The sequence below is a fragment of the Dubosiella muris genome (genome assembly GCF_004793885.1).
In the GTDB taxonomy this organism is placed as follows: domain Bacteria; phylum Bacillota_I; class Bacilli_A; order Erysipelotrichales; family Erysipelotrichaceae; genus Dubosiella; species Dubosiella muris.
Genome location: NZ_SRYG01000019.1, coordinates 40,980 through 61,415 on the forward strand (window position 1 = coordinate 40,980; position 20,436 = coordinate 61,415).

Consider the following 20,436-nt stretch of genomic DNA (forward strand, 5'->3'; position numbering starts at 1 on the left):
TATTCAGCTCACACATAATCAAGGCGCTCGGAAATCCTTTCGCAATCTTCTGCGACCGAAAGAGGAACCATGCTACTAGAATATGGTATCAAGGATTGAGTATAGGATAGTATTATTCATTTGAAAGTATAATAATTGGATTCCCGATTCGCTTTTTTTCATTATTATGATGTTACAAGTCGCTTCCCCAAACAACTTGCTTCCATAATATACTGGATTGTCCTAGGAAAGTCAATACATTTCTTAAGGTTTTCTTAAATATTTTTCGTATACGTGAAGTGCGTCTGTTTCATCCCTCGTTTTTCGTAAAACCGGTGCGCCTTTTTTCGCTTTTGATTCGTCGCAAGCGCTAGCTCCACGCATCCTTTTTGACGTGCCAGCATCTCGATATCCTTTAAAAATTTTGTCCCGACGCCTTCTTTTCGCATCGGCTCGACGACGTCCAGTTCGATCAGTTCCGCCGTCTTGGCGCAATGGTGCAAATATGTCCCGTACCGTATCGCGGCGTAGGCCGCCGGCACGCCATCCACCTCGTAAATCAGCGATTCCATCGTCTTGTCGTCGAGCTGCGCCTCAAACAAAACCGCGAACCGTTCCCGGTCGAAGATCGTCTGCTCCAAATCGCACATCCGCTCGTACACGAACGGCATATCTTCGATACCCGCCTTGCGCGTGCCGCTCATACAAGCTCCACGACCAGCACGGCCGCCGCCGCGCCAATCGCGACGACAAGCAGACTGTGCCGCCGGTACGCCAGACCCGTCGCCACGATCGTACCCGCGATCGAAGCCGCCATATTGCCAGTCGCGTAAAACACGGCCGGAAACGTCATCGCCGACAGCACGACGTATGGCACATAAAACAAAAAGCTTTGCACCCGCCTATTCGTGATCTTCCTGCGAAAAATCAAAAACGGACTCACCCGAATGACATACGTCGTCAGGGCCATCACCATCAAACCCGCAATCGCCATCTTCATCCATCCTTTCCTGCTCGTCGATTGGCGCAATAAACGCCATCAAAGCGCTGATTCCCACCGTCACGACGATCACGCTCCAGCCATCGCTCAAAAACGAAAACCATGGCGCATAAAACAAAACGCAGCTGGCCAGTATCGAAAGCGCCACCGCCCAAAACACGTTTTTGTGGTCTTTCGCCGCCGGCACCACGATGGCGATGAACATGCCGTACAACGCGATGCCAAACGCGCTCGTGACACTGTCAGGCAGCACGGAACTGGCCACCGCGCCCGTATACGTTCCCAGCGTCCAGCCCAGCACGGGCAAAGCGATCAGCCCCATCATATACCAAAACGTCAACGCGCCTTTATGGCCCATCGAAACCGCGAAGATCTCGTCGGTTATCCCAAACGCGATGAGCAGCTTCTCCTTCCACGTCACTTTGGGATCCAGCTTTTGCGACACGGAAAGCGCCATGAGAAAATACCGGGCGTTGATGATGAGCGTCGTCAAAAACAACTCGACGAGCGTGCCGCCGGCCGCCAGCAGCCGCACGCCCGCGAACTGTCCCGCGCTTGTCAGATTCGTCAGGGAAACGAGCACCGTCTCGCCAACGGGCCGGCCAAGCAAAACGCCCATCATGCCAAAGGCGATCGACACGGAAAAATAACCGAGCGCGACAGGCACGCCATCTTTCAGTCCCTGCCGAAACTGTCCTTTCCCGTCACGCATCGAGCGAATACACCTGTCCGGCAAACAGCAGCGATCCATCCGCGCTTTCGATCGTGAACGCGAACGGCCGGTCCAGCGTGAAGTCGACTGGCTCCTCCTCGATCAAAGACGTCGCCTCGATCGACATGACCGTGTAGGCGCCACCCTCGACACCCGACTCGTCCACTTTCACCCGCGCGCCATGCTCGACGCTGGAAAGAACCAGATCCTCGTCGCTCAACGGGGAGAAATCCGCCTTTGACGCGTCGAACACATCCGTGATGCCAAGCGCTTCCCACGCGTCTTTCAACTGCATCGTGGCGGCCACGTCGAATTTTGGCAGCGACACGTTGACGATGCGCCGCTCCCCTTCGTCGCTTTTTCTCTCGCTCCATACCGCGTTTGGCGAATCCACCGGCTTGTACAGCCACATTCTCGCGCCGTCGTCCATCGGCAGCGCGATTGCCTCGTACGCGTCCGTCTTCACGTATGGCACCGTCATTTGACCATGCATGAACTCGGCCTTTTCATCCGAACGGCCATGGAACGTCTCGTGCGTGTTTTGCGCCGCGTCGAACTTGCTGGTCCACGTGTTTTGATAATACAGCGTCGACACAAGGCCCAGCCGGGTCTGGTCGCTCCAGTTCACATCGGCGACTTCCTTCTTCAACAAATCGCCCGTGTTTTCATTCATCCACGTGTGCAGCCGCTCGTTGAACGCGTCGCTGCCCATCTTTCCAATCATCGACGAGGCATGGAAATCCTCGGCCAGCGCTTTGAGCGTCGCCTCCTTGTATTGGAATCCTTCGTCGAGCCACAGCGAATTGGCCAGCCGGCTCGTCATCCGGCCATCGTCGCTGTACGTCGCCAGCCACAAGGCGTTCACCTTCTTTTCCAGCGCGTCCGTGTCCTTCTGGTTGAGCACATCCAGGATCTGCGCCTGCGTTTGTCCGGCGCTCGTTTTTGCCAGCATGCCCATCGCCATGTACAAGTTGAGCGGCGAAATGACCCCGTTTTTCTCCTTTGCCAGCAGCGTCGACGTCATCTTTTCATAAAACGGATCCATGTCGTCGGCGTACCCTTCGTACTGGTTCGCCAGTTCCTGCTTGTTTTCAGACCACGCGTCGATGTTGTCGTCCGAATACTTCACAGTCTTTGGCACCTGCGCCGTGTACTCGCGTCCCGAAGCCGCGCATCCGCAAAGCAGCGACAAGCACATCGCCAGCGCCATGCCATGTTGGTATCTTTTTTTCATTCTCTTCTCCTTTTTTCCTTCCTTTTTAGAATAACGAAAACGCCGTCCAATCACAACAAAAAACGCCGGACACGCCGACGTGTAAACGGTTCGATCCTCATTTATCCTTTTTTCGTGTCAACATCGCCTTCTTGTCGATGAGTTTTCCCTTCAACTTCTTTATATCACGTTACTTAAACAAGTTGAAGCTCCTCTCAAAAAAAACGCCGGACATGCCGACGTGTAATTTTCAATTTTGCATCATTTATCAATCGCCTTGCGCGTCTGCTCATGCAGTTTGAGCTTACGCGCCCGGTCCAGTTCCATAAAGCTCGTATACAACATGTCGATCAGCACGAGCAACGGAAACTGCGGGGAAATGAGATTGCCCCGGTCCATGTGCTTCAGCGATGGCACGAAGATAATCTCGTCGCAATACGCCTTGTGGTGCTCGTCCGCGCTGGCCGTCACCAGCACCGTCGTCGCGCCCTTTCGCTTCGATTCCTGCAAAAAACCGACGACCTCCCGGCTCGCGCCCGAAAGCGAAAAGCCAATCGCCAAATCGTCCTCCTGACGCATGACCGCCTGGATCATCATCATTTCCGAGTCGGTCAGCGCGTTGATGTCCACGCCTACACGTGTAAACCGGTGCGCCATTTCCATCGCCGCGTAGCCCGAGCTTCCCTTACCCGCCACATAGGTGCGCCGCGCCAGGGAAAGCATCTCCGTCACCCGGCTCATCTGGTCCTCGTCGATCAGAGAATAGCTTTTGTTCAGCAGGATCTCGTACGCCCGCAATACCGATTTCGAGCTTTGCGCCACCGTCTCGTACAGCTCCGACTGGTTCAGGGAGCTCTCATATAAATAAATGAACTCCCGATACCCCCGGAATCCGCACTTTTTCGCGAACCGGGACAACGTCGCCTCCGAAATCGCCAGCCGCACGCTCATGCTTTTGGCGGAAAAATCGACGATTTGCCGATTGCTCAAAAAGAAATCCGCCACGCTTTTTTCCAGCTGCGTCAGCTTCTCGTACGCCGACTCGATTTTAGGAAGGACAGACTTGTACTGGTTATCCATGGTTCTCGCCGCCCAGTTCCGGGTGCTTATTCAAAAAATGCACGAGCGCGCCCTGCATGCCCGCGTCGTTGGCGTGGCCCGCGAACGCGATCTTCGTGTTTTTGGCGATCAGCGGGATCGTATGCGCCGCAAACGCCCGTTCCAGACGATCCCGCATCTTTTCGCCCTGCGCCATGATGCCGCCGCCAAGCACGATTTTCTCCGGATTGAGCACAAAGCTAATCATCGCCATGCCCTGGCCCAGCACCTCGCACATGGTGTCGACCGCTGCGACGCAATCCGCATCGCCCGCATCCGCCAGCGCGAAGATCCGCTTGCCGTTCCATTCTTCCTCCGGTTCGCCTTTCCGATTCGCCACATCCCGGACCAGCGCCGTCGTCGCGCCCGCATCCTGAAACGGCACGCCGTCGATCGGGATGTATCCGACCTCGCACGCCGAAAAACACGAGCCGTTCAGCAGCTGCCCGTTTTCGATAAAGCAGCCGCCGATCCCCGTTCCGATCGTCAGCATGAGCATCGAGGAAGCTCCTTGGCCCGCGCCGCTTTTCGCCTCCGCCAGACCCGCGCAGTTCACGTCGTTTTCCACTTCCACCGGCAGACCCAGCGGCCGTTCAACGACTTCCTTGTAGTCGACGCCGATATATCCGGGAATCGCGTCCGAAGCGTGAATGATGCATCCTTTCTCGCTGTCCACGACGCCCGCCGACGAGATCGCCACCCCCGCGATGGCCGGATCCTTTTTGATCAGCGCTTCGACAAGCCCCTTCACTTTGCCAGCCAGCGCCACGCCGCCCAAATGCGCCTGGGTCGGCGTTTCCGTCTTTTCCACGATCGTGCCATCCGCACGCAAGATCCCGTATTTAATGGCCGTTCCGCCAATATCCACACACGCAAACGTATTCATGATAAATCCTCCTTTATACGATGCAGAAAAGCACCAGTACCCCGGTGCCGTTCTGTCTTATTGTTCAATTTTTACTTTAAAAATCGCTTTTTTGATTCGTTCCGGCTTTCCGTCGACCGCCACCGCCGTCCGGTGCGCGTCCTGCGGATCGCAAACGAGAAAGTCGCCCGGCGCCATGACGATACTCGCGTTTTTTCCACCATCCATCGAAACGAAGTCCGCGGCTTTCTCATAGTCTTTAACAGCCATGTTGGTCAAAAAGTTCAAGTCGATTTGCTCGTCGCCTCGCAACGGCACATGCACGTCCAAATAGTCGCGATGCGCTTCCCAGAAACGATCCTGCGGCGAAGTCGTTTCGTATTCCACGACGTTGACGAACAAATCGTCGCCGTCGATTTCATGTTTTCCCAATTCAAACGCCGCCAAATCGTGCGTCCGGGCAAAGTCGAGCGCCGCGCGGACGCCTTGGCTCAACGTCTCGTCGTTCTTGTGTTTGATTTGTCCAAAAATCATAACGTCGTTCCTTTTGCCGGTTTCACCAGTTTTTCCATGCGGGCAGACGCCTTTTCCTTTTTAAAGTCGGCGTACGTCGTGTACGGAAGCACTTCCAGCACTTTGTGCGTGAACTTCGTGTACAGCCAGCTGCATGGCAGCCCGACAAGAAGCGAGATCGCGATCGAAATCATCGAGTACGACCAAATCGAGATGTCCGTAAACTGGTACTTGATGACGATCATGATGATCGACGCGGCGATAAAGCCCATGAACGCGCCAAACGTGTTGGCCGATTTGAAGAACACGCCCAGCACGAAGATGCCGACAAGAATACCGAGCACAAGTCCCATGAATCCGTTGAACCACTCGTAGGCGCTCGTCACGCCGCCGCTGGCCAGCAAAATGGCTACGGCGATGGCGAAAATGCCGACAAACAACGACACGTACTGGCCGATTTTCGTTTGTTTTTCAAAGCTCATTTCCTTTTTCGAGATCCGCGACTGAATGTCCAGCGTCCACGAGGAAGCGACCGAGTTCAAACCGGTCGAAAGCGTCGACTGGCTAGCCGCGTAAATGGCTGCCAGCAGCAAGCCGGTAATGCCCACCGGCAGCTCGAAGGCGATATAGCTTGCGAAGATCTGGTCCTGCGCGGCCGCTGGCGGCAGCGGATTTTGCTGGTAGAACACGTACAGTCCCGTACCAATCAAGTAGAACACCGTCGCCATGAAAATCGAAAGCAAGCCATTCGTGCGCATCATCTTGTTCAGCTTTTTCGTATCCGTCGTCGTCGTGAACCGCTGCACGATGTCCTGCGAGGACACGTAGGAGCCCATCGTGTTCAGACCCGCGCCAAAAATCAGCAGGAACACGGAGTCGCGCAGCAGGTTCGCGTCAAAGAGCGGCTGGTTTGGCGCCAGAAACTTTTGTTCCGACCAAAACGAGTTGAACACCGCACCCAGACCTCCGTCGATGTGCGAAAGCAGGTACACGCAGCCAAACGTCACACCCACGATGAGCACGGCGCCTTGGATGAAGTCGGTCCAAAGCACCGATTTCAAACCGCCCGTGTACGAGTAGATGATCGCGATGACGCCCATGATCAAAATGAGGACGTTGACGTTGATGTTCGTCAGCGAGGAAAGCACCATGCAAGGCAGGTACATAATGATCGACATCCGGCCCACCTGGTAAATGATAAACATGATGGCGCCCAAAATACGAAGCGCCTTCGAGCCAAACCGCAGCTCCAAATAATGGTAGGCGGTGTCGATGTTCAATTTGGCGTAAACCGGCAAAAAGAAACGAATCGTCAGCGGAATCGCGATCAGCATACCCAGCTGCGCGAACCACATGATCCACGTTCCGGCATACGAGTTGCCGGCCAGCGACAAAAACGAGATTGGCGACAACAGCGTCGCGAAAATCGAAACCGACGTCACCCACCAAGGAATCGTTCCGTCTCCTTTGAAATATTCCTTGCCCTTCATGTCTTTTTTGGCAAAGAACAATCCAGCGACGAGAACCGCGCCCAGATAGACGACCAGAATAATAAAATCAATAATCGTAAAACCTTGCATGAAATTCTCCTTCTCTTGTTTTTTTAGAGGTATTTTTTCTTCGCGGCGCAAATCATGTCAGCCGCCTCGTCCACGATGACCATGTCCGCCTCGCAAAGCGGCGCGAGCGGCGCTTTCACCGTTCCCAGCTCAAGCCCTTCGTTCTTTTTCAAAATGGCCTTGATGACCGCGTACATGTTGCCATGCGCCGAGCACATTTTATAAATGATCGAGTTGACGTCGTATTGAATGGCACGCGCCGTTTCCAAATCTTTGTTTTTGAGGCATTCGTCCATTTTCAAAAACAGTTCCGGCATCACGCCATACGTGCCGCCGATCCCGGCTTTGGCGCCCATCAGACGCCCCGAAATGAATTGTTCGTCCGGTCCGTTGAACACGATGTGATCCTCGCCGCCATCCGCGCAAAACATCTGGATGTCCTGCACCGGCATCGACGAGTTTTTCACGCCGATAACGCGCGGATTTTTTCGCATTTCCGCATACAGTCCCGGCGTCAAGGCGACACCCGCGAGCTGTGGAATGTTGTAGATGATAAAGTCCGTGTTTGGCGCCGCGTCCGAAATGTCGTTCCAGTATTTGGCGATGGCGTGCTCCGGCAGCTTGAAATAGATTGGCGGAATGGAAGCGATCGCGTCCACGCCAAGCGCCTCGGCATGACGCGCCAGCTCTTTCGACTCTTCCGTCGAGTTGCACGCCACATGGGCGATAACGGTCAACGACCCGTCGTTGGCTTTCATGACGTTTTCCAGCACCTTTTTGCGTTCCGGAACCGTCAGGTAAATGCACTCGCCGCTCGAACCGTTCACGTAAATGCCTTTCACGCCTTTGTCGATGAAATAGCGGGTCAGCGCCTGCACGCCGTTTTCGTCCACGTTGCCGTTCTCGTCCAGGCAAGCGTAAAACGCGGGAATAACTCCTTCATACTTTTCTAAATTTCTCATGTGTTTCTCCTTGTTTGTCTTTAAATAACGATATTGATGAATATTCAAAAATATAGATTTATTTTCTCTCGACAAGATTTTTCACTCGTCGAAGCTGATTCCAAGTATACAGAAAAAGAAATAAGTTTCAAACATTTCCCATAAAACAGATTTTACTTTCAATATTTTTTGGTCCAACCATTCTTTCTTTTTAAAAAGTATCAATTTTTACGCAAAATGTAAGAGCTTTATGAATTTTCTTTCAGCAGAAAACGTTTTCATTGTCCGCTTCTTTCAACAAAATGTGCAAATTTCGGAATTTACGCCAAACAAGGTTTCCTTTTCGCGAATGCTGCGATTTGTATTTGAGAATGCATCGTGGTATCAATAAAGACGGAAAAAGATTTGGAGGAATACCATGTATATAAAGAAAAGAAGCGGAGCGCTGGAAGCGTACGATCCGCGCAAGATCACGGAAGCGATCCGCAAGTCGTTTCTCAGTCTCGGGATCGAGCCGGCCGCGTCCGAGCTGGCCGCCCTGCTCACCCGGGTGGAGCTGCGCGTCACGGAAGAAACCACGTCCGTCGAGCACATCCAGGACGAAGTCGAACGCGCCTTGATGGAGCAAGGCTACTACGATGTGGCGAAAAGCTATATCCTGTACCGCCACAAACGGACCGAGCTTCGCAAAGCGCGCCAGACGATCCTGAACCTCGTTCTCGATCCGGGTCTTGAGCCCGTTCTGCTGCAAATCCAGCGCGATTTCGACCAGGACCAGTACGCGCTCACGACGCTGGCCGGCCAGTTTTCCGGCTTCGCCAAGCCGAACATGTCCGCCAAAGAGCTGCTGGACGCCTTGACAAAAGCGACAATCGAGCTGACAAGCCAGGAAACGCCCCAGTGGGAGCACATCGCGGCCCGCTTTCTCAATTACGCGTTCCGCAAGCAGCTCGCGGCCGATTTAAACGAGCGTGGCTTGCGCGACTTTTATGAAAAAATCGTCTATTTGACCCACGAAGGGTTGTATGGGCGCTATATTTTGGAAAACTACACCCGGCAGGAAATTTTGGAAGCCGCCACGTTCATGGACGATTCGCGCGACGACTTGTTCACGTGGTCGGGACTGGATTTGCTGCTCAAACGCTACGTCATCCGCAACCAAAAACACGTTCCGCTGGAAACGCCGCAGGAAATGTTTTTAGGAATCGCCCTTCACCTGGCGATGGAGGAAAAAGCCGACCGGCTTGGCTGGGTGCGTCGGTTTTACGACATGCTCAGCCAGCTGCAAGTCACGATGGCGACGCCGACGCTGTCCAACGCCCGCAAGCCGTACTACCAGCTTTCCAGCTGCTTTATCGACACGGTGCCGGACAGCCTGAACGGCATTTACCGCAGTATCGACAACTTTGCCAAAGTCAGCAAGTTTGGCGGCGGCATGGGCCTGTATTTTGGCAAAGTGCGCGCGACCGGCAGCAACATCCGCGGCTTCGAGGGCGCGGCCGGTGGCGTCATCCGCTGGATCCGGCTCGTCAACGACACCGCGGTCGCCGTCGACCAGCTTGGCATGCGCCAGGGGGCCGTCGCGGTGTACCTGGACGCGTGGCACAAAGACCTGCCCGAGTTTTTGCAGCTGCGCACCAACAACGGGGACGACCGCCTCAAAGCCCACGACGTGTTCCCGGCGGTGTGCTGGCCGGATTTGTTTTGGAAGCTGGCCAAGGAAAATATCGACGCGCCATGGTACCTCATGTGTCCGCATGAAATCCAAAGCGTCAAAGGCTACGCCCTGGAAGACTACTATGGCGAAGAGTGGGAGCGCCGCTACCAAAGCTGCGTCGAGGATCCCCGCATCCAGAAACGCGTCGTCAGTGTCAAGGATCTTGTCCGGCTCGTGCTCAAAAGCGCGGTGGAAACCGGCACGCCGTTTACGTTCAACCGCGACACGGTGAACCGCGCCAATCCAAATGGCCACGAAGGCATCATTTACTGCTCGAACCTGTGTACCGAGATCGCCCAGAACATGGCGCCGATTTCCACTGTGAGCACCGAAGTCGAAACGAGAGATGGCGACACGGTCGTCGTCACGACGACGAGACCTGGCGACTTTGTCGTCTGCAATTTGGCGAGCTTGTCGCTTGGGCGCATTCCAGTCGAAGACGAAAACGCGCTCAGCCAAATCGTCCACACCGTCGTGCGGGCGCTGGACAACGTCATCGACTTGAATTTCTATCCGCTTCCTTACGCTAAGCTGACGAATCGCAAATACCGCAGCATCGGCCTGGGCGTGAGCGGCTACCATCACATGCTGGCCAAGCGCGGCATTGTCTGGGAAAGCGAGAAGCATCTGGAATTTGTCGACCGCGTCTTTGAGGCGATCAACTTCGCGGCCATTTCGGCCAGCAGCGAAATCGCCGCCGAAAAAGGCTCGTACGGCGTGTTCGAAGGCAGCGACTGGCAAACGGGAGCGTACTTCGCCAAGCGCGGCTACCAAGGCGAAAAATGGGACGCGCTCAAAGAGAAAGTGCGCCAAAACGGCATGCGCAACGCCTACCTTCTGGCAATCGCGCCGACAAGTAGCACGAGCATCATCGCGGGCACGAGCGCGGGCGTCGACCCGATCATGAACAAGTTTTTCCTCGAGGAAAAGAAAGGCAGCATGCTTCCGCGTGTGGCGCCGGAGCTTTCTCCGTCGACGTATTGGTACTATAAAAACGCCCATCACATCGACCAGCGCTGGAGCGTGCGGGCGGCCGGCGTGCGGCAGCGCCACATCGACCAGGCGCAAAGCATGAACTTGTACATTACCAACGAATACACCTTGCGCCAGGTTTTGGATTTATATTTGCTTGCCTGGGAGCAAGGCGTCAAGACGATATACTATGTCCGGAGCAAATCGCTCGAAGTGGAAGAGTGCGAAAGCTGCTCCGCGTAACTAGAAAGTGTGAACCATCATGAATGAAATGAAAAAAAAGCCCCTGTTCAATCCGCAAGGCGACACCGACGTGCGGCTGCGGAAGATGATTGGCGGCAACACGACCAACCTCAACGACTTCAACACGCTGAAATACGCCTGGGTCAGCGACTGGTACCGGCAGGCGATGAACAATTTCTGGATCCCCGAGGAAATCAACCTCGCGCAGGACGTCAAGGACTATCCGCTTCTTTCCAAGGCGGAGCGAAGCGCCTACGACAAAATTCTGAGCTTTCTGATTTTTCTTGACTCGATCCAGACGGCCAACCTGCCCAACATCAGCGAGTACACGACCGCCAACGAAGTCAACTTGTGCCTGTCTATCCAGACATTTCAGGAATGCGTCCATTCCCAAAGCTACAGCTACATGCTGGACACGATTTGCTCGCCGGAAAAACGCGAGGAAATTTTGTACCAGTGGAAAACCGACGAGCATTTGCTGAAGCGCAACACGTTCATCGGCGACTTGTACAACGAGTTCCAGGAACGCAAAGACGCCCAAACCTTTTTGAAAGTCATCATGGCCAACTACATTTTGGAAGGCATTTACTTTTACAGCGGCTTCATGTTCTTTTACAATTTGTCGCGCAACGGCAAAATGCCAGGCTCCGCGCAAGAGATCCGATACATCAATCGGGATGAAAACACCCACTTGTGGCTGTTCCGCAACATTTTCCAGGAACTTCAAAAAGAGGAGCCGCAGCTGTTCACCCCGGAAATGATCCAGACGCTCAAGGAAATGCTGGAAGAAGGCGTCCGGCAGGAAATCGCCTGGGGCCACTACGTCATTGGCGACGACATTCCCGGCCTCAACAAGCAGATGGTCACCGACTACATCCGCTATTTGGGCAATTTGCGCTGGTCCGGTTTAGGCTTTGGCGATTTGTACGAAGACAACCGCACCGAGCCGGCCAGCATGAGCTGGGTGAGCCAGTACTCCAACGCCAACCTGGTCAAGACCGACTTTTTCGAAGCGAAAAGCACCGCCTACGCCAAGAGCACGGCGCTTGTCGACGACCTCTAAAATCCAACCCGGACAATCATCCGGGTTTTTTATTGCAGCGAAACGACTTCGTCAAAGAGCGAGAGCACGTTCTCGTCGCTTGTGTGCATCACGACCACACACGTCTTCCCCGATTTTACCAAATCGCGCAGCACGTCCAGCTGAAGCGCGGGATCCAGACCGGTCGTCGGCTCGTCGAGCAGCAGCCACGCCTTGTTTTGGGCGAGGATCCGTTCGAGCTCGACGCGTCGGGCTTGTCCGCCCGACAAGTTCGCCACATCCGTGTCCGCATCGTCCAAAACAAACGCGATGTTTTCCAAAACCGTCCCTTCGAGCAGCGGCTGGAACTGTGGCATCCAGGCGATCGTTTCCAGTAGCGTGTCCATGTCCACACCGGATTTTCCGTTGTATAAAACCGTTCCGGAATCGGGTCGCAGGATGCCAAGCATCAATCGAAGCAATGTCGTCTTGCCAAAGCCGGAAGGCGCCTGGATCAAGTACGAGCGGCCCGACAAAAACGTGTAGGAAAAATCTCGCAAACAGCGTTTGTCGCCCCAGCCAAAATCGACATGTTCGAACCGGATGGATTCGAGCGCCAAAAGCGGCTGCGGATCGGCAAACGGGGAAAGCGAGGCTTCCATACAACGGGCAAGACGAAACGCGCCGGCCTGTCTGGACCATAGCGTCGGCAAATTCGTGACCGGTTCGATGACGTAGTTGAGCAGCTGGACAAAGACGACGACTTCGCCGGGCGTCAAGGTGTTGGTGCGGATGGCGATGAAGCCGCCCACGCAGCAAATCCCAAGCTGGGAAACAAGGGCGTTGAGCGCCCCGATCTGGCTCATGCGCTGCACGCATACACGCTTGTCGAGCAGCGCTTGCTCGTACGGGATCGTCTTTTTCTCGTACAACGCGTTGGCGAATCCAAACTTCCGGCCCACAAACAAATCTTTGTGGTTGTCCAGCAGGTTTTGCACCCCGGCGACGAGCCCGGCCTGCTTTGCGGCGACTTGCTCGTTCATTTGAGCCAGCGGCTTTCCAGCTTGAAAAGACAAGACGAGAGGAAGAAGCGAGACGCCAAGCGCGAGCGCCGTCAGCAGGGCGTTGTAGGAAAGCATGAGAACGAGTGCTCCGATGCCGGTCACAACCAGACTCACTTCTTTGCCGATGGGATCGAGTCCTTCCTCGCGGACGTTTTCCATGTTGGTCGTGAGCATCGCCACGTAGTCTTTGTTGGAATGAAGACAAAATTTGGAGCCGCTTTGGCGCATCACGGCTTCGAACGTCTTTGTCCGGTACGCGTTCATCGTGTGGAAAAGAAACGCGTTTCGCGCCCGGCAGTACAACGTGTACACGCCGCCATATCCGGCAATGAGGATTCCGCTCTTGATCGCGCAAAGCGTCAGCCTGTTTGGATCGAAATTGACGATGGCGTCGATCGCGTCTTTTAACAAAATGGAAAAATACAAGTCGAGCAGCGAAAGAAGAACGACCAGCACGAGTGACAACGCGAGACACATTCGGTTTTCTTTCATGGACTGCCGCAGCAAATCGGAAATTTTCATGGGGCTCACCTTCCTTTTTCGCTATCGTACTCTCCTTGTTTTCAAAAAGCGGTCAAACGTTCCATTCGTCAAAAAATTGAGCTTTAAGCCAATCGCTGATAAAATTGTTCCATGGAAAACGGACAGATAACATACATTGGAAAATGGATTCGCTGGCGGCGCAAGGCGCTTGGTCTTTCGCAGGCGGCTTTTTTGAAAGCGCACCCGCTCTGTTCGCGCAAGACATTGTCGCTTTTGGAAAACGGCAAAAGCGATATACGACTGGATTTGATCGAAGACTTGCTGCTGGCATTCGATGTCCGGCTCCAACCGGATCAGACCGTTCTTTCCGACCGGTGCTGGAACATGCTCGCCGACGCGTACGAAACGTACGATGTGCCTACCATGGAAGCGCGAATCACGAGGATCGAAACGACGCTTCGTCCGTTTTCGCGTGATCTCTTTTGCCGCGACGCGCTCGACTTTCTGGATTTGCTGCGACGGTTTTTATCCCGCGAGCTTTCGTTTGATCAAGCCGCTTCCTTGTGGCGCTTTTTGGAACCGGTATGGCCACGAAGCGTGCAGGATCTGGCGCTGGCGATGCGCTATGGCGCCCATCTTTCCGTTGGCGTTCCTTTTGAAGAGGAAAAGAAGCTGTCCCAAAGCGAATTTCTGCCCAACCGCATCTCCTATGGTTACCGGTTGTGGGAAACCGACCGGCGGCACTTGCTTTCCGTGCACATCAACCAGCTCGAAAGCGAGGTGTCTTACGCGCAAAATCCCATCCGGACAATGGATCTTTGGATTTTGAAGCTCATTTCCTTTTCCAAAGCGGAACGTAGCGACTGGAAGCACACGTGGAACCACATCACGACACACTGGAACGACGTCTGCCTCGACTCGAAACGAGCGGTTTACGTCCACAACCTTACGATGGCTTTTTTCGAGAAAGACGAGCTAAAAACCGTCGCCCGGTGGCTGGAAACCGTTCCGGACTGGAGCCGCACTTCCCTGGCGTTGCGCCTGGTCGCGATCGTCACGTTTTCGCGGCTGGATAAAATGGACCGGCTTTCCTTGTGCCTTGTATCCAATACGGACGATCCGGGCAATCCGCAATATCCGTACCTTCATTATTTCCGGCTGAAATACGAAAAAGGACTCAATGCCGACACGCTGCTTGACGCGCTGGCCAAAGACGTCTGGCCGCTGGCCCGAGACGACTCGTTTTTTGGACCGGTGTTTGAACGGGAATTGCGGGAACTGGTAATCCAAACGCGCAGATACCGGCTTTTGACGTTGTTGTAAAAGCAAGGCTTTTTTTATTTTCTTTGTCCTGCTATCGGAAGGCGGGTATAATAATCTATAGTTATGGAAGGTTTTGGAAAGGCCCAGGTAAGGATTATGAAGAAAAAACAGTATTTCCTCTTACTCATCGGCTTGATGGCGGTTTTCGTCATGCCGTTCTATTTTTACTATATTTCCCCGCACCCTCGCGAAATCAAGCGGTTTGGCGTCACGTACATGACGATGAACAATCCGTTTTACGAGGTCATCAACAACGAGCTGCTCAAGGAAATCGAATCCCGGGGCGACCAGTTGATCGTGCGCGACCCCCTTCTCAATTTCACAAAGCAAAAAGAACAAATCGAACAGTTTATCGCGATGAAGGTCGATGGCATTTTCGTCAATCCCGTCGATTCGAAGGCTCTGGAGCCGACGTTGAAAAAAGCGAAGGAAGCCGGCATTCCGGTCATCGCGATCGACGTGCCGCTCAGCGACTCGACCTCGCTTGTTTCCACCATCGTGTCCGACAACTACGACGCCGGCGTGCAATGCGCCCGGCACATCATGACCCATTACGATTCGGGAACGATCGCCTTGCTCAAACACTCGGCTGTGCAGTCCGCCAGCGACCGGATCCGCGGCTTCAAGGACACGATCGCGTCCGATTCCCGTTTTCGCATCGTCAACGAGGCCGAATGCCTTGGCCAGCTGGAGATCGCCATGCCGCAAACGCAGCAAATGCTGCAGGAAACCCCGGATGTCACGATCATCATGGCGCTCAACGATCCAAGTGCGCTGGGCGCCAAGGCGGCTTTGAAGACGCTCGATCGCGACGACGTCCGCATTTACGGCGTCGACGGCACCCCGGAAATGAAAACGTTGATCGGGCAGGATCCGAGCATTTCGGGCACGGTGGCCCAGTCGCCTTACGTGATTGGCCAAACCGCGATTCGCTCCATGTACGACTATTTGGAACGAAAACCGGTCGCGAAAGACATCGTGATCGAAGTGGAAATGATCGACGAGAAAACGATTTCGCGCTTTTCGAAAGGAGGCTGGCAGTGATGCGTTCCTATTTTCGGACGATGGGCCGGCTGCGGCTCGCTCTTGTCGTCTTAAACTACGTCATTGTCATGTTTTACGCCAGCGTGTTTTTGACCGCGACGAAAACCGTCGTCGTGCGCCAGCGCAGCGCCGCCTTTCTGGATACGCTCGAACACATTCCGAAAAACCCTCTGTTTGTCTTTTTTGGATGCTTTGGCTTGTACGCCTTGTTCGCCGCGCTTGTGCTGCGCCACACGCCCCGGGCTCCCTTTTCGTTTTCCAGCCTCGCGATGGAATGGGGACTGGCCTTCGTCATCCTCTTCCTGCTGGATTTCACGACCCAGTCCGTCGTGCTCCTTGTCATTTGCGACGGCTTGTTTCATGTGCGGGACTTGAAAAACAGCCATCTTTTCGCGATGCTCGCGCTGGCCGTTCTTTTGTATTTGGGAACCAATTTTTCGATCATGAGCCCGATTGTCCCGCTGACCGATTTGCACCAGTACTTTCTTGTCTTTTCCCCGACGGTGCGCGCGCTGCTCCTGCTGCTCTGCTCGTTGATCGAAGGCGTCAACCTGCTGCTGTTTATCACGTTTATCGCCTGCTTTACCGTCAACCAGTACGAGGAAAAGGAAAGCATCGCCCAGGAGCTGGACATGGTGAATCAGGTCAACGAGGAGCTGCGAAACTACGCGGCGCTCACGGAGCAGATCGCCCAAAACAACGAGCGCAAACGCATCGCCCGCGAGATCCACGACACGCTGGGCCACGCGCTGACGGGCATCGCGGCCGGCATCGACGCCTGTCTGGTTATGATCGACAAAAAGCCGGAGGCGGTCAAACCACAGCTGCAACGCGTGCGCAACGTCGTCACGGAAGGCATTGGCGATGTGCGCAACTCCTTACAAAAGCTGCGGCCCGGCGCCCTGGAGCAGCAGGGACTTGAAGGCGCACTGAAAAAAATGATCAACGAATTCATTTCGGTGTCCCATGTCGAGATCACGCTGTGCTGGCAAATGCCCCCGATCGACTTTGAAAAGACAAAAGAGGATGCCTTGTTCCGGATGATTCAGGAGTGCATCACCAATTCGATCCGTCATGGACATGCCAACCGGATCCAAGTCGTCGTCTGGCACGAGGAAAGCGATCCCGGACACATGCGCATCGTCGTCAAGGACAACGGAGCGGGCTGCGCCTCGATCGTGCCCGGGTATGGCTTGATGCAAATGCAGGAGCGAATCGAAACGATTCACGGCTCTTTGCGATTCGACGGATCGAACGGATTTGTTTGCGAAGCGAGAATTCCGCTGCAGAAAGGAGAATGGAATGATTAAAATATTGATTGCGGACGATCAGGAAATGATCCGCAGTTCGCTGGAAATTATTTTGTCGTGCGAGGACGGCTTGTGCGTGAAAGGCGTCGCTAAAAACGGCGTGGAGGTGCTGGATTTTTTAGAACGCGAGCCGGTCGATGTCATCTTAATGGACATTCGAATGCCGGTCATGGATGGCGTGTTGTGCACGAAAAAGGTAAAATCGCGCTGGCCTGACACAAAAGTCATCATTTTGACGACGTTCGACGATGACGACTTTGTTTTTTCGGCCTTGCAGTACGGGGCCAGCGGCTATTTGCTGAAGGCCGGCGATCTGGACACGCTCCAGCAGGCGATCAAGACCGTCCACTCGGGCGGCGCGATGATCAATCCCGGCATCGCCCGCAAAGTGGTCGATTTGTTTTCCCATATGAAAAACACGCCCATCATCCACGTGGACGAGGCGTCCATCGACGGCCTTTCCGACCTGGAATGGGATGTGATTCAGGAAATCGGGCACGGCCGCTCCAACAAGGAAATCGCCAAGCGGCTTTGCTTGTCGGAAGGAACGGTGCGCAACTATCTCTCCCGCATTCTTGACAAGCTCCAGCTGCGGGACCGGACGCAAGTGGCGATTTGGGCTGTCGAGCACGGCTACACGGGGAAACGGAAATGATATCCAAGCCAAAGCTGCGATGGGTCGCGGCCGGTCTTGTCGTTTTCGCGCTGGCGCTTTCCATCGTTTACGCGCAACGTCCCGCCGTGATCCGGCTGGGTATTTTCACAGGTGGCGGCTGGGGCGTGCCTTCCGCATCGACATACGCGTTTGTGGACGGCATTCTCGAGCGGTTTGAAGCCGAGCATCCCGGGGTGCGGGTGGAATACGATTCAGGAATCCGCCATGGCGACTATCCCTCGTGGATGGCCGACCGGATCCTCACAGGCGAATGTCCGGACGTGTTTTTGATTTTGGACGAGGACTTGCTCCAGTACGCCCGGCTTGGCGTGCTGAAAAACCTCAACCCGCAAATTTCGTCGGATCCCGATTTTCAACCGGATCGCTACTATCCGGGAACGCTCGAACGAGGACGCTACGACATCCAGCAGTTCGCGCTGCCGCTCGAATACAACCCCGAAATGATGTTCGTCAACATTTCCCTGCTGGAAAAGGAAGGCATTTCCATCCCGGACGAAACCTGGGATGTCGACGATTTTTACGCCATTTGCAAGCAAGTGACAAAAGATTTGGACGGCAACGGAACGATTGACCAGTTCGGCGTTTACGGCTACGACTGGCGCCACGCGATGACCGCATACGATGTCCATCTCGCCACGCAAAGCGGCAGGCTCCAGCTGAACCAGCCTTCGATCGTGACGGCGATTGGCCGGCTCAAGGAGCTGCGGCAGCTTGAACAGGAAACGCCGCCCAACCAGGACGATCTGGACGCGGGCCGCGTCGCGTTCGCTCCGATGAGCTACGCGGAGTTCATCACCTACAACCCGTATCCGTGGCGGATCAAGCGCTACGCCAATTTCGACTGGCGCTGCATTCCAATGCCTTCGCAAACGAAAGAAGACGGCTTTTACAGCGGTTCCTCCCTTTATATGGGCATCTCGAGCCGGACGCTTTACGCCAATCTTTCGTGGTCGCTGCTCAAGGCGTTTTGCTATGAGGAGCAAAGTCAAAAAGAAATCGTGTTTAACGGCTTGGGCGTCAGTCCGATTGTTTTGGACCAGTACGATCCGGAAATTGACGGCTACTATGAAAACATCGGCATTTCCGCCACTCTGGTCGACAACATCATGAAGAAAAATCCGCAATACAGCGTCGAACTCGACGATTCGGATCTTCTGCTGCTTGATACGCGAATCCAATCCATGATAGATGGCGACGACGATTTGGATCTCGCGCTCATGAAACTCGAACAGGATCTCAATCTCGCGAAAAGCGAAAAGTAAAAACAGGACGGCAACGTCCTGTTTTTATAGAAGGAAGATGAGAATATAATGGGTTTTTATTTTCGATATTTTTTCTTCAAGATCGCCAAAATGCCCAGCAGACTCGCTCCCGCGGTCGCGAACATTTGCGTCATGCCAGTTGCCGCTGCCGTGCTTGCCGATGGCCGGCGCGTGGAAGTCGTTCCACTTGAATTTGAGCCGCTCGTACCAGTCGATCCGCCCGTTGCCGGTTTCACCAGCTGCTTGATCGCGTTCTCAAGCGCCTTGCACGCTTCATCCACGTCCTGTTGCGACGCGTCTTGTTTGGACTGGATCGCTTTCGCGTCGTTTAACGCTTTCACAAACGCTTCCCAACTCTTGGCGGTGTAGTCCTTTTCCTTCAAGCCTTCTGCTTTTTGGATGGCCTCCTCCAGCTTCGTCTTGTCCACAACTACCGGCTGTTCTGCTTTCTTCAGCGCCTTTTGCGCGTCATTCAGCGCTTTCGTGGCTTCATCCACCGCGTCCTGGCTCGCTTTGTCGTCTTTGGCGACTTCGTTCGCCTTGTTCAACGCGGCTGCGAACACCTTCCAGCTTTCCGGCGTGTAGTCCGCTTCATTCAATTTGCCTGCCGCCTCGATGGCCGCATTCAAATCCGTCTTATCGACAACGACTGGCGTTTCGATTTCTTTCAAACCGGCTTTGGCGGTTTCCAGATCGGCCAGCGCCTTGTCTACCGTTTTCTGATCGGCTTGCTCGTTTGCCGCAACGGTTTGCGCCGTCTTCAACGCGGCCGCGAACACATCCCAGCTTTCCTGCGTGTATGGTGCCGGATCCACTTTGGACGCTTCTTCGATCGCTTCGTTCAACGTCGTCTTGTCCACAACGACTGGTTGTTCCGGCTTCAAGGTCAATCCTTTGATGGCCGCGTTCAACGCGTTCAGCGCTTTATCCACTTGTTCCTGCGTCATGTTTTCATTTTCAAGAACTTCGATCGCGTTTCCATACGCTTCATCAAGCGCCGCAACACTTTCCGCCGTGTACGCTTCCCGGTCGATGTTTTTCGCTTCCTCGCATGCCTTTTTCAGCGCGTCGGCATCGACAACCGGCTGCTCCGGCTTCTTCAACGCCTTTTGCGCGTCATTCAGCGCTTTCGTGGCTTCATCTACCGCGTCCTGGCTCGCCTTGTCATCTTTGGCGACTTCGTTCGCCTTGTTCAACGCGGCTGCGAACGCCTTCCAGCTTTCCGGCGTGTAGTCCGCTTCGTTCAGCTTGCCGGCCGCCTCGATCGCTTTATTCAACGCTGCCTTGTCCACAACGACTGGTTGTTCCGGCTTCAAGGTCAATCCTTTGATGGCCGCGTTCAACGCGTTCAGCGCTTTATCCACTTGGTCCTGCGTCATGTTCTCGTTTTCAAGAACTTCGATCGCGTTTCCATACGCTTCATCAAGCGCCGCAACACTTT

17 protein-coding genes and 1 pseudogene are annotated in these 20,436 nt (G+C 54.5%); 7 read left to right on the forward strand and 11 right to left on the reverse strand.

What is annotated here, in order from left to right:
- Positions 1–254: 254 nt before the first annotated feature.
- From E5336_RS09275 to E5336_RS09315, 9 genes are all read right to left on the reverse strand, one after another.
- Positions 255–683: a GNAT family N-acetyltransferase gene (locus E5336_RS09275; RefSeq protein ID WP_135980844.1), complete on the reverse strand. Its 429-nt coding sequence runs from the start codon at positions 681–683 to the stop codon at positions 255–257.
- Complete coding sequence (locus E5336_RS09280) at positions 680–910, reverse strand: AzlD domain-containing protein (RefSeq protein WP_338400921.1); 231 nt, start codon at positions 908–910, stop codon at positions 680–682. The genes E5336_RS09275 and E5336_RS09280 overlap by 4 nt, the downstream gene beginning before the upstream one ends.
- Positions 882–1,691 (reverse strand): AzlC family ABC transporter permease, encoded by an 810-nt coding sequence (locus E5336_RS09285; RefSeq protein ID WP_135980846.1) that lies wholly within the window; start codon positions 1,689–1,691, stop codon positions 882–884. Before E5336_RS09285 ends, E5336_RS09280 begins: the two co-directional genes overlap by 29 nt.
- On the reverse strand, positions 1,684–2,925 hold the full coding sequence (locus E5336_RS09290; protein ID WP_135980847.1) for a serpin family protein: 1,242 nt from the start codon (positions 2,923–2,925) through the stop codon (positions 1,684–1,686). Before E5336_RS09290 ends, E5336_RS09285 begins: the two co-directional genes overlap by 8 nt.
- Positions 2,926–3,165: 240 nt before the next feature.
- Positions 3,166–3,984: a MurR/RpiR family transcriptional regulator gene (locus tag E5336_RS09295; protein ID WP_135980848.1), complete on the reverse strand. Its 819-nt coding sequence runs from the start codon at positions 3,982–3,984 to the stop codon at positions 3,166–3,168.
- On the reverse strand, positions 3,977–4,888 hold the full coding sequence (locus E5336_RS09300) for an ROK family protein (RefSeq protein ID WP_135980849.1): 912 nt from the start codon (positions 4,886–4,888) through the stop codon (positions 3,977–3,979). The genes E5336_RS09295 and E5336_RS09300 overlap by 8 nt, the downstream gene beginning before the upstream one ends.
- 57 nt (positions 4,889–4,945) lie before the next feature.
- Entirely contained in the window at positions 4,946–5,401 is a 456-nt protein-coding gene (locus tag E5336_RS09305; protein ID WP_135980850.1) for a NanQ anomerase/TabA/YiaL family protein, read from the reverse strand.
- Positions 5,398–6,960: a sodium:solute symporter family protein gene (locus E5336_RS09310; RefSeq protein WP_135980851.1), complete on the reverse strand. Its 1,563-nt coding sequence runs from the start codon at positions 6,958–6,960 to the stop codon at positions 5,398–5,400. Before E5336_RS09310 ends, E5336_RS09305 begins: the two co-directional genes overlap by 4 nt.
- A gap of 23 nt (positions 6,961–6,983) precedes the next feature.
- The gene (locus tag E5336_RS09315; protein WP_135980852.1) at positions 6,984–7,901 is read right to left on the reverse strand and encodes a dihydrodipicolinate synthase family protein; all 918 of its coding nucleotides are present in this window, start codon (positions 7,899–7,901) and stop codon (positions 6,984–6,986) included.
- Positions 7,902–8,298: 397 nt separating this feature from the next.
- Between E5336_RS09315 and E5336_RS09320 the strand changes: the two genes are divergently transcribed.
- Together E5336_RS09320 and E5336_RS09325 are read left to right on the forward strand one after the other, a co-directional pair.
- Complete coding sequence (locus E5336_RS09320; RefSeq protein ID WP_135980853.1) at positions 8,299–10,812, forward strand: ribonucleoside-diphosphate reductase subunit alpha; 2,514 nt, start codon at positions 8,299–8,301, stop codon at positions 10,810–10,812.
- A 19-nt stretch (positions 10,813–10,831) separates the two neighbouring features.
- Positions 10,832–11,875 carry a ribonucleotide-diphosphate reductase subunit beta gene (locus E5336_RS09325; protein WP_135980854.1) on the forward strand — a complete coding sequence of 348 codons (1,044 nt, stop codon included), beginning with the start codon at positions 10,832–10,834 and terminating at the stop codon, positions 11,873–11,875.
- A gap of 29 nt (positions 11,876–11,904) precedes the next feature.
- Here the strand turns inward: E5336_RS09325 and E5336_RS09330 are convergent, their stop codons facing one another.
- Positions 11,905–13,419 carry an ATP-binding cassette domain-containing protein gene (locus E5336_RS09330; RefSeq protein ID WP_135980855.1) on the reverse strand — a complete coding sequence of 505 codons (1,515 nt, stop codon included), beginning with the start codon at positions 13,417–13,419 and terminating at the stop codon, positions 11,905–11,907.
- Positions 13,420–13,530: 111 nt separating this feature from the next.
- Between E5336_RS09330 and E5336_RS09335 the strand changes: the two genes are divergently transcribed.
- From E5336_RS09335 to E5336_RS09355, 5 genes are all read left to right on the forward strand, one after another.
- A complete protein-coding gene (locus E5336_RS09335) occupies positions 13,531–14,703 on the forward strand; it encodes a helix-turn-helix transcriptional regulator (protein WP_135980856.1) in 1,173 nt (390 codons plus the stop codon).
- Positions 14,704–14,799: 96 nt separating this feature from the next.
- Positions 14,800–15,747 carry a sugar ABC transporter substrate-binding protein gene (locus E5336_RS09340; RefSeq protein ID WP_277820840.1) on the forward strand — a complete coding sequence of 316 codons (948 nt, stop codon included), beginning with the start codon at positions 14,800–14,802 and terminating at the stop codon, positions 15,745–15,747.
- Positions 15,747–17,057, forward strand: a complete 1,311-nt coding sequence (locus tag E5336_RS09345; RefSeq protein WP_135980857.1) for a sensor histidine kinase — start codon at positions 15,747–15,749, stop codon at positions 17,055–17,057. The genes E5336_RS09340 and E5336_RS09345 overlap by 1 nt, the downstream gene beginning before the upstream one ends.
- Entirely contained in the window at positions 17,050–17,712 is a 663-nt protein-coding gene (locus tag E5336_RS09350) for a response regulator transcription factor (protein ID WP_135980858.1), read from the forward strand. The genes E5336_RS09345 and E5336_RS09350 overlap by 8 nt, the downstream gene beginning before the upstream one ends.
- Positions 17,709–18,995 (forward strand): ABC transporter substrate-binding protein, encoded by a 1,287-nt coding sequence (locus E5336_RS09355; RefSeq protein WP_135980859.1) that lies wholly within the window; start codon positions 17,709–17,711, stop codon positions 18,993–18,995. The genes E5336_RS09350 and E5336_RS09355 overlap by 4 nt, the downstream gene beginning before the upstream one ends.
- Positions 18,996–19,051: 56 nt before the next feature.
- Here the strand turns inward: E5336_RS09355 and E5336_RS09360 are convergent.
- A pseudogene (locus E5336_RS09360) lies at positions 19,052–20,436 on the reverse strand (hypothetical protein); the annotation flags it as partial.